Here is a 14140-nt window from a genome sequence, read left to right as displayed (position 1 = left end):
CCTGCCGGCCATCGCCGGCACCAAGTTTGCGCGAATGAGGACAAGTGTTATGGGTAAGAATGTCGTAGTCCTGGGCACCCAGTGGGGTGATGAGGGCAAAGGCAAGATCGTTGATCTGCTGACCGAACATGCTGCCGCCGTGGTGCGCTACCAGGGTGGCCACAACGCGGGCCACACGCTGGTGATCGACGGCGAGAAAACCGTTTTGCACCTGATTCCGTCGGGCGTGCTGCGCGAAGGCGTGCAATGCCTGATCGGCAACGGCGTGGTCGTCGCACCTGACGCCCTGCTGCGCGAGATCACCAAGCTGGAAGAGAAAGGCGTACCGGTGCGCGAGCGCCTGCGCATCAGCCCGTCCTGCCCGCTGATCCTGTCCTTCCACGTCGCGCTGGACCAGGCCCGTGAAAAGGCCCGTGGCGAGCTGAAGATCGGCACCACCGGTCGCGGCATCGGCCCTGCTTACGAAGATAAAGTTGCCCGTCGTGGCCTGCGTGTCGGCGACCTGCTGAACATGCCGCGCTTCGAAGACAAGCTGCGTGAGCTGGTGGATTACCACAACTTCATGCTGGTCGGTTACTACAAAGAGCCAGCCATCGAGTTCGAAAAAACTCTGGCCGAGTGCAAGGAATACGCTGAGCTGCTCAAGCCGCTGATGCTCGACGTGACTGCCGAGCTGCACGACCTGCGTCGCGCCGGCAAGGACATCATGTTCGAAGGCGCACAAGGTTCGTTGCTCGACATCGACCACGGCACCTACCCGTACGTGACCAGCTCCAACACCACCGCTGGTGGCGTAGCGACCGGTTCGGGCGTTGGTCCGATGTTCCTCGATTACATCCTGGGCATCACCAAGGCGTACACCACCCGCGTCGGTTCCGGCCCGTTCCCGACCGAACTGTTCGATGACGTGGGTGCGCACCTGGCCAAGCAAGGCCACGAGTTCGGCGCCACCACCGGCCGTGCCCGTCGTTGTGGCTGGTTCGACGCCGTCATCCTGCGTCGCGCGATCGACGTGAATAGCATCTCGGGCATCTGCCTGACCAAGCTGGACGTACTCGACGGTCTGCAAACCATCAACATCTGCGTTGGCTACAAAGACGCGCAGGGCAACGCTGTTGCTCCGACTGACGCAGACAGCTACGTCGGCCTGCAGCCGGTGTACGAAGAAGTGCCGGGCTGGAGCGAGTCGACCGTGGGTGCCAAGACCCTGGAAGAGCTGCCGGCCAATGCTCGCGCCTACATCAAGCGCGTCGAAGAGTTGATCGGCGCACCGATCGACATTATTTCGACGGGCCCGGACCGCAACGAAACCATCGTTCTGCGTCATCCGTTTGCTTGATAAGTCGTTGATGTAGAAAACAAAGGCCCCTTAATCGGGGCCTTTGTCGTTTATGCCTGTTGGACGGCATGACCTTTGCTGTAAATCTGGCTACAAGAGTGCCATCAAATTAATGGCGTCAACGTAGAGGGATTTAAAGTGTCAGCCGTTCTCTCACTGTTACAAAGCCGTTTGCTGCGACCGGTGTTCGTTACCCTTGGTATAGCCCTTTTGGTGCAGGTGTTGGTGGCCGTTGCCCTGACGCGGAGCACCGTCACGGCGCTGGAAGCCGATCTGGCCGTGCGCCTGGGAGCCGACAGTCAAAAGCTCTCCGGTGAGCTGGAGCAGGCCGGGCGTGAAGTCACTTCCAGTCTTGATGCTTTGTCGGCCAGCACTCGTCAGCGTCTGACCGCCGGTTTGTCTGCGCGCCTCAAAGAAGAGCAGGTGCAACTGCGTGCCACGCTGGAAAAGGATCTGAAGGATTCGGCTAACGACATGGCGCAGTTGCTTGCGTCCGTAGCGCCACGTGCCATGTGGGACAGTGACGTACCAACGCTGTCGGAGTTCGCTCGCCGCGCCCAGCGCAACCCCAACGTGCTGTTCGTCGTCTATGACGACGCCACTGGCCAGCACCTGACCCGTTACCTCAATCGTGAAAACCCGATCAACAAGGCCTTGCTGGAAAAAGGTCAGGGCGAGCGTGCGCTGGACAAAGTGCTGGATGCGGCGAAAAACGATCCATCGGTCTACTACCTCGAAGCCTCGATCAATCCCAATGGCGTGGAAATCGGCAAGGTGCTGATGGGTGTTTCCACGGCCTCGGTGGAAACTGATCTGGCCGAACTCGACAAACGCTTCCTGGCGCTGATTGCCAGCAGCGATCAACTGGTCGGCGACAGCCTCAAAGGTGCGGCGGCGGACAGCGCCAAAGCGATGCAGGCGCGCCTGCAATCGGCGCAAGCCACCGCCGGCGAAATGAAAGCCAACACCGCGCAAACCGTTCAGGAGGCAGCTGCGACATTGCGCTGGCGCATCGGCCTGGGCCTGGCACTGGTCGGTTGCGGCGTGCTGCTGTTGCTGGCCGTGGTGCTCGGTCATCGGGTAGTCAATCGCCTGAAAATGCTCAACGCGGCGATGGACGATCTGGCGGCGGGCGAGGGCGATCTGACGAAGCGCGTGCAGATCAACAGCAAAGACGAAATCGGCGACATGGCTTCGGCGGTCAACCGCTTTGTGGACAAGTTGCAGCCGATCGTGCGCGAGGCGGGCGATGTCGCTCAGCGCACCGGCGTCGAGATTGGCGCAATGACGCTGCGCAATGCCGGCGCTGATGCGGCAGCCGGTATGCAGCGCGATGAAGTTGCCGAGAGCCTGCGTGCGTTGTCGCAAATGGCCGACGAGGCGCAATCGGAAAGCCATGCGATGCAGGCCGCACTCAAGCAAGTGGTGGAAATCCGTCAAGCAACCGATGAAAACACCCGCACCTCGGCCAGGGTCGGCGGCCTGATCGAAGCGCTGGCCGGGCAGGTCGATACCGGGGCGAAAGTCATCGAGCGGCTGGCACAGCAGAGTGAGCAGATCGAAGTGGTGCTGACGGTGATCCACGGTATCGCCGAGCAAACCAACCTGCTGGCCTTGAACGCAGCGATTGAGGCGGCGCGCGCGGGAGAGACCGGGCGTGGGTTCGCCGTGGTCGCCGACGAAGTGCGTGCATTGGCGAGCAAGACACAAAGCTCGACGGGCGATATTCAGGCGCACATCGTCGCGTTGCAGCAGGGTGCACGGGAGGCGGTCGAAGCGATTGGCCAGGCGGGACGGCAGGCCAGTGAAGGATTGCTGGTGCTGCGTGACAGCGCACGACTGCAGCAATCGGTACAGGCCTCGGTTGAGCAAGTGCACGCGGCGATCGGCCTGGCAACGCAGGCGGCAGCGCATCAGGCGCAGGGGGCGCAGGCTGTGCGTGGGCGAGTCGAGACGATTCATGCGCAGGCCGAGAAAGCGGCGCAGGCAGTGGTGGAGACGACGGCCAGTGGCAAGGTGCTGGATGGTCTGGCTGCGCAGCTCAAGGCGAGCTTGGGACAGTTCAGGGCTTAAGATCAGAAGATCGCAGCCTGCGGCAGCCCCTACAGGGAAATGCATCATCCTGTAGGGGCTGCCGCAGGCTGCGATCTTTTAGCGGCTCAGATACATCCGCGTCGTCAACAGATACACCGGCAACCCGGAAACCAGAATCAACAACGCCGCATAAGGCGCCGCCGCCGCAAACTCGACATTCGCCGTATGCGCCCAGACCTCAGTCGCCAGCGTATTCAGTCCGGTCGGGCTGAGTAGCAATGTCGCGGTCAATTCTTTCATCGCATCAAGGAACACCAGCGCAAACGCCGCGCCCAGTGCCGGGAAAATAATCGGCAGGGTTATCCGGCAAAATGCCGTGAATGACGACGCGCCCAGCGTCCGCGCCGCTTCTTCGAGCTGCGGTGCAGCCTTGTTCAGCGCCGTACGAATCGGCGCTTGCGCCAATGGCAGAAACAGCAGCGCATAGGCGATCAGCAGCAGTCCCGAGGTCTGATACAGCACTGGCACGTAGTGCAGGGCGAAATACACCAGCGTCAGCGCAATCACCAACCCCGGCAGCGCGTGCAGCAGATACGGCAAACGTTCGGCCCAGATCGCCAACTGCCCTTTATAGCGCACCACCAGCAGGCCGACCGGCACGGCCAGCACCAGGCACAACGCCGCGCCACCCAGCGACAATGCCAGCGATGACAGCAGCGCTTCGGTGATCGCCGCTACCGGGAACGCCGCCGATGAGCCGACCGCCAGCCAGTAGGCCAGCATTCCCAGCGGAACGCCGCTGCCGATAATCGCCAGCACCAGGCAATACAACTGACCGAGCGCTGCCCACGGCCCAAGCTTGACCTGCTCAGCTCGCCGCGCCGCGCCCTGGCCGGTGCGCACATGCCGGCCCTTGCCGCGCACGCGCAACTCCAGCCACAACAGCAGCAGACACAGCGCCAGCAATACTGCCGAAAGCATTGCCGCGTTGGCGTTGCTGAATTCCAGCTCGAATTGCTGATAAATGGCCGTGGTAAAGGTCTGCAGGCCGATGATCGACAGTGCGCCGAATTCCACCAGCATGTGTAGCGCAATCAACAGTGAACCGGCCAGCAGGGATGGCCACAGCAGTGGCAGGGTGACGCGGAAAAACACGCCCCAGCGATTCTGCCCCAGCGTGCGCGCGGACTCTTCGAGAGAGGGATCGAGATTGCGCAGGGTTGCCGCGACCGGCAGAAAAATCAGTGGGTACTTCGACAGGCTCATCACCAGAATCGCCCCGCCGAGGCCTTCGAACTGCGCACTCAGCGACACCCAGGTAAAGCTGCTGACAAACGCCGGCACCGCAAACGGCAGGCACAGAACCACGCCCCATAACCGACGGCCCGGCAGATTGCTGCGTTCCAGCAGCCATGCCAGCGACAGGCCAACCACCGCGCAGGTGACAGTCACGCCGACCATCAGTGCCAGCGTGTTGCGCAACAGGCCAAACACATACGGGCGCCACAACAGATGCAGCGCCTCCGCCCAGCCCGCCTGCCAGGCTTTCACCCCGACGTAGGCCAGTGGCAACAGACTTAGTACCACCAGTAGCAATACCGGCAGCACCAGCCAGATCGACGGCCGTTTGCGTCTTGGTACGTAACCCCCGCGCGCGGCGTGGGCCGATAACGATGCTGCCATCAGTTCAGGCCAACTTCGCGTTCCAGTTCCAAGGCTTCTTCAGCATTGCCCAGATCCGCCGGGGTGACGTTCGGCGCTTCCAGTTCGCTGAACGGCTTGAGGCCGCGATCCGATTCCATGCCTTTGTGCAGCGGATATTCGGCGGTGGTCTGAGTGATCACGCGCTGTCCTTCTTCGCTGGCCATGAAGGCGAGGAATTGCTGGGCTTCTTTTGGGTGTTTACTGGATTTCAGCACGGCTGCGCTGGATACAGTGATCAGACCGCCAGCGTCGCCGCCGGTGAAATAATGCAGCTTGGAATCGAGCTTGCCTTTCTCTCGCTGCAGGGCGAACCAGTAGTAGTTGTTCACCAGCACGGTGGCGACTTCGCCATTTTCCACGGCTTTGAGCGCGACCATGTTGTTGCTGTAGGTTTTGCCGAATGCGCGCAGGCCGGTCAGCCATTCTTCGGCCGCGTCACGACCGTGCAGTTTGATGATCGCAACGGCCTGTTCCTGGAAGGCACCACTGGTCGGGACGAAGCCGACCTTGCCTTGCCACTGCGGCTCGGAGAATTCCATCACCGATTTCGGCAGGTCTTTTTCATCGATCAGTTTCGGGTTGAACGCGACCACGCGTACGCGAGCGGTTACGCCTATCCACGTGCCGTTGGCGGCGACATATTTTTCCGGCAGAACCGCCAGTGTGGCGTCATCGGCCTTGGCCAACAGGCCCTGTTCGCCGAGGTTGTTCAGTGGCGGCGATTCTTCGGTGTAGATCACGTCGGCGGGGGAGCGATCGCCTTCTTCGACGATCTGGCTGGCGAGCTGGTTGCTGCTGCCTTTGCGCACGTTGACGTGAATGCCGGTCTTGGCTTCGAAAGCCTTGGCAATGGCATCGCCGACTTCTTTGTGCTGGCCGTTGTAGAGAGTCAGGGAAACCGCATCGGCAGCCTGGGTGAGGGGCGTGGCGAGCGCCAGGCCGAGGAGGGTGAAGGTCAGGCCTCGGCGCAGGGTATTTCGAAACGTCATTCGCAGGGTTCCTCACTGTCGCATTGCAAAAACTTGCAACAATGATAAACGATATTGTTTCTCAAGTGCGCCTTGTGGGGCGACTGGTGATCCTGTAGGGATGGCGAAATTCAGGAAGCCAGAAACGCAAAAACCCGCTTTCGCGGGTTTCTGTGAAATCCAAGGCCTGAACCTTGAATTTGAATTGGTGCCCAGAAGAAGACTCGAACTTCCACGACCGTAAGGTCACCAGCACCTGAAGCTGGCGTGTCTACCAATTTCACCATCTGGGCAATCATCGCAAGCGTTGCCGCTGTTGATGTGGCGCACTATACGGAGGCGTTTTTGATCTGTAAACCCCTGATTTGGTTTTAATAAATCAGCGTGAACAAAAGCTTTCCCGCACATGCACAAAACCCGCTTTCGCGGGTTTTGTGTGAGTCTTGAAACTGATCTAGTCTCAAACTCGAAATTGGTGCCCAGGAGAAGACTCGAACTTCCACGACCGTAAGGTCACCAGCACCTGAAGCTGGCGTGTCTACCAATTTCACCACCTGGGCATCATCGAAAGCGCTTGTGCGTCGTCGATGGCGCGCACTATACGGAGCGTCTTTTTAACTGTAAACCCCTGCCGCAGAAAAAACTGAATTTTTTTACCAGCGGCGTTCAAAACGGTATCGGAGCGTCGATACAGGGCCTTGCAAAGCCTTATAGAAGCGGAAATTTCCCGTTTCCCGGCGCCTATGCCAAACTAACCCGCATATAGACAAGGTGAAAATTCTCTAATGGCCGATTGGCAGTCCCTCGATCCCGAGGCCGCTCGTGAAGCGGAAAAATACGAAAACCCTATTCCCAGCCGCGAACTGATCCTGGCGCACCTCGCCGATCGGGGTTCGCCTGCTGCCCGCGAGCAACTGGTCGAAGAGTTTGGTCTGACCACTGAAGACCAGATCGAGGCCCTGCGCCGCCGCTTGCGCGCCATGGAGCGCGACGCTCAATTGATCTACACCCGCCGTGGCACTTATGCGCCGGTGGACAAGCTCGACCTGATTCTCGGCCGCATCAGTGGTCACCGTGACGGTTTCGGCTTCCTGGTGCCGGACGATGGCAGCGACGACCTGTTCATGAGCCCGGCGCAAATGCGTCTGGTATTCGATGGTGACCGTGCGCTGGCTCGGGTTTCCGGGCTCGATCGTCGTGGTCGCCGCGAAGGCGTGATCGTCGAAGTAGTGTCCCGCGCGCACGAAACCATTGTTGGCCGCTACTTCGAAGAAGGCGGAATCGGTTTCGTGGTTGCCGACAATCCGAAAATCCAGCAGGAAGTACTGGTTACGCCGGGCCGCAACGCCAACGCACAGATCGGTCAGTTCGTCGAAGTGAAAATCACCCACTGGCCAACGCCGCGCTTCCAGCCGCAAGGCGATGTGGTCGAAGTGGTCGGCAATTACATGGCGCCGGGCATGGAAATCGATGTTGCCCTGCGCACCTACGACATTCCGCACGTCTGGCCTGAAGCGGTTGTGAAAGAAGCCGCCAAGCTCAAGCCGGAAGTTGAAGAAAAGGACAAAGAGAAGCGCATCGACCTGCGCCATTTGCCGTTCGTCACCATCGACGGCGAAGATGCCCGCGACTTCGACGATGCGGTCTACTGCGAAGCCAAACCGGGCAAGCTGCGTCTGTTCTCCGGTGGCTGGAAGTTGTACGTGGCAATTGCCGACGTTTCCAGCTACGTGAAGATCGGCTCGGCGCTGGACACCGAAGCTCAGGTTCGCGGCAACTCGGTGTACTTCCCCGAGCGCGTGATCCCGATGCTGCCCGAGCAGTTGTCCAACGGCCTGTGCTCGCTGAACCCGCAAGTCGATCGTCTGGCCATGGTCTGCGAGATGACCATCTCCAAGTCCGGCGAAATGACCGACTACTGCTTCTATGAGGCGGTGATCCATTCCCACGCGCGGCTGACCTACAACAAGGTCAGCGCGATGCTGGAAACGCCGAAGGCTACCGAAGCGCGCAAATTACGCGGCGAGTACACCGACGTCGTGCCGCACCTCAAGCAGCTCTACGCGTTGTACAAGGTGTTACTGGCCGCCCGTCACGTCCGTGGCGCGATCGATTTCGAAACCCAGGAAACCCGGATTATCTTCGGTTCCGAGCGCAAGATCGCCGAAATCCGCCCGACCGTACGCAACGATGCGCACAAGCTGATCGAGGAATGCATGCTGGCGGCCAACGTGGCCACTGCCGAATTCCTCAAGAAGCACGAAATTCCTGCGCTGTATCGCGTTCACGCCGGTCCGCCGCCAGAGCGTCTGGAAAAACTGCGGGCTTTCCTGGGTGAGCTCGGCCTGTCCCTGCACAAAGGCAAGGACGGTCCGTCGCCGAAGGATTATCAGGCTTTGCTCGCCAGCATCAAGGATCGTCCGGACTTCCACCTGATCCAGACCGTGATGCTGCGTTCGTTGAGCCAAGCGGTGTACAGCGCTGAAAATGACGGTCACTTCGGCCTGAATTACGAAGCCTATACCCACTTCACCTCGCCGATTCGTCGTTACCCGGACCTGCTCACGCACCGCGCGATCCGCAGCGTGATCCATTCCAAACTGGACACCCCGCACGTTCGTCGTGCCGGTGCGATGACCATTCCGAAAGCGCGCATCTATCCGTACGACGAAGCGGCGCTGGAGCAACTCGGCGAGCAATGCTCGATGAGCGAACGCCGCGCCGACGAAGCGACCCGCGACGTAGTCAATTGGCTCAAGTGCGAGTTCATGAAAGATCGCGTCGGCGAGTCGTTCCCGGGCGTGATTACCGCCGTGACCGGTTTCGGCCTGTTCGTCGAGCTGACCGATATCTACGTCGAAGGCTTGGTGCATGTCACCGCGCTGCCGGGCGATTACTACCACTTCGATCCTGTGCATCACCGCTTGGCGGGCGAGCGCACCGGTCGCAGCTTCCGTCTTGGCGACACGGTTGAAGTGCGGGTCATGCGCGTCGACCTCGACGAGCGCAAGATCGACTTCGAAATGGCGGAGAAAACCATCAGCGCGCCGATCGGCCGCAAGAAACGTGGCGCCGAAACCGCAGCACCTGCTGCCAGGGTTGCAGAAGAAAAAGCACCAGCGAAAACCGCCAGCCGTCGCCCGGCCAAAGAAAAGGTTGCCGAAGCCTATCGCCCGAGCGATGCCGTGGCGAAAAACGCCGAGCTGCGCAAAAGCCGTGAATTGAAGAAGGCCTTGCTGGCCGATGCGAAAAACGGTGGTAAAGCGGCGTCCGGGGGAAAGACCGGGCGGTCGGCGCCTGACAGGGCGACCGACGGCAAGCCGGCCAAACCGAGCAAACACCGTAAGGGCCCGCCAAAAGCGGGTTCCGCTCCAGCCAAGAGTGGCGGGGCGTGTAAACCGAAGGCGAAGTCATGAGTCAGTTGGAAAAAATCTACGGCGTTCACGCGGTAGAAGCGTTATTGCGTCACCACCCCAAGCGCGTCAAGCAGATCTGGCTGGCGGAAAGCCGCAACGATCCGCGTGTGCAGACGCTGGTCGAGCTGGCCAACGAAAACCGTGTTCAGGTCGGTCAGGCCGAGCGTCGCGAAATGGATGCCTGGGTTGAAGGCGTGCATCAGGGCGTGGTTGCGGAAGTCAGTCCGAGCCAGGTCTGGGGCGAAGCAATGCTCGACGAGTTGCTCGATCGCACCGAAGGCGCGCCGTTGCTGCTGGTGCTCGACGGCGTAACCGATCCGCACAACCTCGGCGCCTGCCTGCGTTCGGCCGATGCGGCTGGTGCGCTGGCGGTGATCGTGCCGAAGGACAAGTCAGCCACGCTGACCCCGGTTGTACGTAAAGTCGCTTGTGGCGCCGCGGAAGTGATTCCGCTGGTGGCTGTGACCAACCTGGCGCGCACTCTGGAAAAACTCCAGCAGCGCGGTTTGTGGGTAGTCGGCACCGCTGGGGAAGCCGAGGTCAGCATTTATGACCAGGACCTGACCGGCCCGACCATCCTGATCATGGGCGCCGAAGGCAAAGGCATGCGTCGCCTGACCCGCGAGCATTGCGACTATCTGGTGAACCTGCCGATGGCTGGCAGCGTCAGCAGCCTCAACGTCTCGGTCGCCACTGGCGTGTGCCTGTTCGAAGCCCAGCGCCAGCGCGGCGCAAAAGCCAAGGCTACTGCGAAGAAGTCCTGACCTGCTGCAAATCCCCTGTAGGAGCTGCCGAAGGCTGCGATCTTTTGATCTTGCTTTGAAAAAATCAAAGTCAAAAGATCGCAGCCTTCGGCAGCTCCTACACAAGTCGCCCGATGGTTGTTCAAATAATCACCAATTGCCTTGCGCCCCCGCAGTCCCTTCTCTACAATTGCGCCCCTTGCTGTGACGGCAGGCACGCATGTGCCCCGCGCCAGCAAGTCCATAAGTGTCATTCACTCCTTGTCTGACCGTTTTTGAGCGGCAGGCTACAACCCGTAAGGAGCATTCATGCGTCATTACGAAATCATCTTTCTGGTCCACCCGGATCAGAGCGAGCAAGTCGGCGGCATGGTTGAGCGTTACACCAAGCTGATCGAAGAAGACGGCGGCAAAATCCACCGTCTGGAAGATTGGGGCCGTCGTCAACTGGCCTACGCAATCAACAATGTTCACAAGGCTCACTACGTGATGCTGAACGTTGAGTGCACTGGCAAGGCCCTGGCCGAGCTGGAAGACAACTTCCGCTACAACGATGCAGTGATCCGTAACCTGGTCATCCGTCGCGACGAAGCCGTTACCGGCCAGTCCGAGATGCTCAAGGCTGAAGAAAACCGCAGTGAGCGCCGTGAGCGTCGCGACCGTCCTGAGCACGAAGGCGCCGAAGGCACCGACAGTGATGACAGCGACAACAGCGATAACGCTGACGAGTAATCCACGGACCTTATTAAGGAGCCTATCAAATGGCACGTTTCTTCCGTCGTCGTAAATTCTGCCGCTTCACCGCTGAAGACGTGAAAGAGATCGATTACAAAGATCTCAACACTCTGAAAGCTTACGTATCCGAGACCGGCAAAATCGTTCCAAGCCGCATCACCGGTACCAAAGCTCGTTATCAGCGTCAGCTGGCCACCGCTATCAAGCGCGCCCGCTTCCTGGCCCTGCTGGCCTACACCGACAGCCACGGCCGCTGAGACCGGGCAGTCGACAAGTAGCAAAGGATTGAATGCATGCGCGCCTTAGCTGAGTTCATCATGCGAGGCCGAATGCAGGCCACTCTCGTGGTGGCCGGATGTGCAACATTGCCGTTGTTGTATTGGTTGGGTGCTGCCGCCGGGAGCCTTGTGCTGCTGCGGCGCGGATTGACGGACGCCCTTGGCGTTCTGTCACTGGGACTGCTGCCGGCCTTGATCTGGTGGCTGTATGCCGACGACCCACGGGCACTTCTGGTGCTGCTGGGGTCTTCGGGGCTTGCGTTGGTTTTGCGCGCAAGCGAATCCTGGGTCCGCACGCTGCTGGTCAGCGTAGTGATCGGAGTGGTGTTTTCAGTGGTGCTCGGGGTCGCGTTTGCGGCCCAGATCGAGATGCTCGCACAGGCCCTTATAAAGGTCATGCCGGCACTCCTCGGTGAGACCTACAAGCAATTGTCGGTCGATGAGCAAGCGCGTTTTGCGTCCCTGATTGCACCGGTCCTGACCGGACTGATTGCGGCCTTGTTGCAGATCGTCAGCGTGCTGAGCCTGATTGTCGGGCGGCATTGGCAGGCGTTGTTGTACAACCCGGGTGGTTTTGGTCGCGAGTTTCGCGCCATCCGCATTCCGCTGGGGCCGGCGATGTTACTGCTGGCGTTGATGCTTCTGGGCCCGAATCTCGGTGCACAGATGGCCATGTTGACGCCGTTGTGCAGTGTACCGCTGGTGTTCGCCGGGCTGGCCCTGATTCACGGGCTGGTCGGGCAGAAGCGACTGGCCGGTTTCTGGCTGGTGGGGTTGTACGTCACGCTGCTGTTGTTCATGCAGCTGATCTATCCGTTGCTCGTGGTTCTGGCCATTGTTGACAGCCTGATTGATTTTCGCGGTCGTCATGTGTCGAAAGACACCGACAGCGCGAACGGTGAAGGTTAAAAGTTAGAGGATTTTCACATGCAACTGATCCTTCTGGAAAAAATCGCCAACCTGGGCAACCTGGGCGACAAAGTAAACGTTAAGGCCGGTTACGGCCGTAACTACCTGCTGCCTTTCGGCAAGGCTACCGCTGCGACCGCTGCCAACCTGGCTGCGTTCGAAGAGCGTCGCGCCGAGCTGGAAAAAGCCGCTGCAGACCGTAAGGCATCGGCTGAAAGCCGTGCTGCCCAACTGGCCGAGCTGGAAGTGACCATCACTGCCACCGCTGGCGACGAAGGCAAGCTGTTCGGTTCGATCGGTACTCACGACATCGCTGATGCACTGACCGCTTCCGGCGTTGAAGTGCAGAAGAGCGAAGTTCGTCTGCCGAACGGCACCATCCGCAACGTGGGTGAATTCGACGTGGCTGTGCACCTGCACGCCGAAGTTGAAGCCACCGTACGCGTTGTCGTGGTAGCAGCTTAAGCAACATCGATCGGCTGGCGGCTTGTCCGTCAGACGGTTAACATCGGGCACGATCCTGTTTACAGGTCGTGCCCTTTGTCTTTCTGAATTCCCTGCTTTTCACTAATACTCAAGTGGCCATGAACGATATCTCCGCTCCCGAGCAATACGATCTGCAAACCGCTGCCCTGAAGGTGCCGCCGCATTCCATCGAGGCCGAACAGGCTGTACTCGGTGGTCTGATGCTGGACAACAACGCCTGGGAACGCGTGCTTGATCAAGTCTCCGACGGCGATTTTTATCGACATGACCACCGCCTGATTTTCCGCGCGATCGCCAAACTGGCCGACCAGAACTCGCCCATCGACGTCGTGACCCTTGCCGAGCAACTGGACAAGGAAGGTCAGACGTCGCAGGTGGGCGGCCTTGGCTATCTCGGTGAACTGGCGAAAAACACGCCGTCGGTCGCCAACATCAAGGCGTATGCGCAGATCGTCCGCCAACGTGCGACCTTGCGCCAACTGATTGGCATCAGCACCGAGATTGCCGACAGCGCTTTCAACCCTGAAGGCCGCACCGCCGAAGAAATCCTCGATGAAGCCGAACGGCAGATCTTCCAGATCGCCGAAGCGCGGCCAAAAACCGGTGGGCCGGTCGGTGTCAACGACCTGCTGACCAAGGCCATCGACCGTATCGATACCCTGTTCAACACTGCAGACGCGATCACCGGCCTCTCCACCGGTTACACCGATCTCGACGAGAAGACCAGCGGCTTGCAGCCGTCCGACCTGATCATCGTCGCCGGCCGTCCGTCGATGGGTAAAACCACCTTCGCGATGAACCTGGTGGAAAATGCCGTGTTGCGCAGCGAAAAAGCGGTGCTGGTGTATTCCCTCGAGATGCCAGGCGAATCGCTCATCATGCGTATGCTGTCCTCGCTCGGCCGTATCGACCAGACCAAGGTGCGTTCCGGCCAGCTCGAAGACGATGACTGGCCGCGCCTGACTTCGGCGGTCAATCTGCTTAACGATCGCAAACTGTTCATCGATGACACCGCCGGTATCAGCCCGTCGGAAATGCGCGCGCGGACCCGCCGTCTGGTGCGTGAACATGGCGACGTCGGTCTGATCATGATCGACTATCTGCAACTGATGCAGATCCCCGGTTCCAGCGGTGACAACCGCACCAACGAAATTTCCGAGATCTCGCGGTCCCTGAAAGCCCTGGCCAAGGAATTCAACTGCCCGGTGGTCGCCCTGTCGCAGCTCAACCGTTCCCTCGAACAGCGCCCCAACAAGCGCCCGGTGAACTCCGACTTGCGTGAATCGGGCGCAATCGAGCAGGACGCCGACGTGATCATGTTCGTTTACCGCGACGAGGTGTATCACCCGGAAACCGAGCACAAGGGCATCGCCGAAATCATCATCGGCAAGCAGCGTAACGGCCCGATCGGCTTTATCCGCCTGGCGTTCATCGGCAAATACACCCGTTTCGAAAACCTTGCGCCGGGCAGCTACAACTTCGACGACGACGAGTAAAAGGCTGGCCGAAACCTGTCGGCCAGCACTCG

11 protein-coding genes and 2 tRNA genes are annotated in these 14140 nt (G+C 60.0%); 9 read left to right on the top strand and 4 right to left on the bottom strand.

Annotated features, from left to right (window positions below):
• Nucleotides 1–49: 49 nt before the first annotated feature.
• Both ACP7D9_RS24850 and ACP7D9_RS24845 read left to right on the top strand, forming a co-directional pair.
• Nucleotides 50–1339 carry an adenylosuccinate synthase gene (locus tag ACP7D9_RS24850; protein WP_101157743.1) on the top strand — a complete coding sequence of 430 codons (1290 nt, stop codon included), beginning with the start codon at nucleotides 50–52 and terminating at the stop codon, nucleotides 1337–1339.
• Between the two features lie 138 nt (nucleotides 1340–1477).
• Nucleotides 1478–3412 (top strand): methyl-accepting chemotaxis protein, encoded by a 1935-nt coding sequence (locus tag ACP7D9_RS24845; RefSeq protein ID WP_426159896.1) that lies wholly within the window; start codon nucleotides 1478–1480, stop codon nucleotides 3410–3412.
• A gap of 78 nt (nucleotides 3413–3490) precedes the next feature.
• Here ACP7D9_RS24845 and ACP7D9_RS24840 read toward each other — a convergent pair whose 3' ends face one another.
• From ACP7D9_RS24840 to ACP7D9_RS24825, 4 genes are all read right to left on the bottom strand, one after another.
• Nucleotides 3491–5056, bottom strand: coding sequence for an ABC transporter permease (locus ACP7D9_RS24840; RefSeq protein WP_426159895.1), 1566 nt, complete (start codon nucleotides 5054–5056; stop codon nucleotides 3491–3493).
• A complete protein-coding gene (locus tag ACP7D9_RS24835; protein WP_426159894.1) occupies nucleotides 5056–6066 on the bottom strand; it encodes an extracellular solute-binding protein in 1011 nt (336 codons plus the stop codon). The genes ACP7D9_RS24840 and ACP7D9_RS24835 overlap by 1 nt, the downstream gene beginning before the upstream one ends.
• 185 nt (nucleotides 6067–6251) lie before the next feature.
• Nucleotides 6252–6338: transfer RNA gene (locus ACP7D9_RS24830), tRNA-Leu, on the bottom strand.
• Between the two features lie 180 nt (nucleotides 6339–6518).
• A tRNA-Leu gene (locus tag ACP7D9_RS24825) sits at nucleotides 6519–6605 on the bottom strand.
• Between the two features lie 225 nt (nucleotides 6606–6830).
• Here ACP7D9_RS24825 and rnr point away from each other — a divergent pair.
• The 7 genes from rnr (at nucleotide 6831) to dnaB (ending at nucleotide 14108) form a co-directional block, all read left to right on the top strand.
• Nucleotides 6831–9461: a ribonuclease R gene (gene rnr / locus ACP7D9_RS24820; RefSeq protein ID WP_426159893.1), complete on the top strand. Its 2631-nt coding sequence runs from the start codon at nucleotides 6831–6833 to the stop codon at nucleotides 9459–9461.
• Nucleotides 9458–10225, top strand: a complete 768-nt coding sequence (rlmB, locus tag ACP7D9_RS24815; RefSeq protein WP_095180954.1) for a 23S rRNA (guanosine(2251)-2'-O)-methyltransferase RlmB — start codon at nucleotides 9458–9460, stop codon at nucleotides 10223–10225. The genes rnr and rlmB overlap by 4 nt, the downstream gene beginning before the upstream one ends.
• 288 nt (nucleotides 10226–10513) lie before the next feature.
• Complete coding sequence (gene rpsF / locus ACP7D9_RS24810; protein WP_016771938.1) at nucleotides 10514–10936, top strand: 30S ribosomal protein S6; 423 nt, start codon at nucleotides 10514–10516, stop codon at nucleotides 10934–10936.
• Between the two features lie 29 nt (nucleotides 10937–10965).
• Nucleotides 10966–11196 carry a 30S ribosomal protein S18 gene (gene rpsR / locus ACP7D9_RS24805; protein ID WP_002551829.1) on the top strand — a complete coding sequence of 77 codons (231 nt, stop codon included), beginning with the start codon at nucleotides 10966–10968 and terminating at the stop codon, nucleotides 11194–11196.
• A gap of 36 nt (nucleotides 11197–11232) precedes the next feature.
• Nucleotides 11233–12126 (top strand): hypothetical protein, encoded by an 894-nt coding sequence (locus tag ACP7D9_RS24800; RefSeq protein WP_016771937.1) that lies wholly within the window; start codon nucleotides 11233–11235, stop codon nucleotides 12124–12126.
• Between the two features lie 18 nt (nucleotides 12127–12144).
• Entirely contained in the window at nucleotides 12145–12591 is a 447-nt protein-coding gene (rplI, locus tag ACP7D9_RS24795) for a 50S ribosomal protein L9 (protein ID WP_003221136.1), read from the top strand.
• Between the two features lie 119 nt (nucleotides 12592–12710).
• Complete coding sequence (dnaB, locus tag ACP7D9_RS24790) at nucleotides 12711–14108, top strand: replicative DNA helicase (protein ID WP_101157733.1); 1398 nt, start codon at nucleotides 12711–12713, stop codon at nucleotides 14106–14108.
• Nucleotides 14109–14140 lie beyond the last annotated feature (32 nt).

The sequence above is a fragment of the Pseudomonas sp. TSRC2-2 genome (assembly GCF_049897785.1).
In the GTDB taxonomy this organism is placed as follows: domain Bacteria; phylum Pseudomonadota; class Gammaproteobacteria; order Pseudomonadales; family Pseudomonadaceae; genus Aquipseudomonas.
This window is presented reverse-complemented; position numbering and strand designations above follow the sequence as displayed.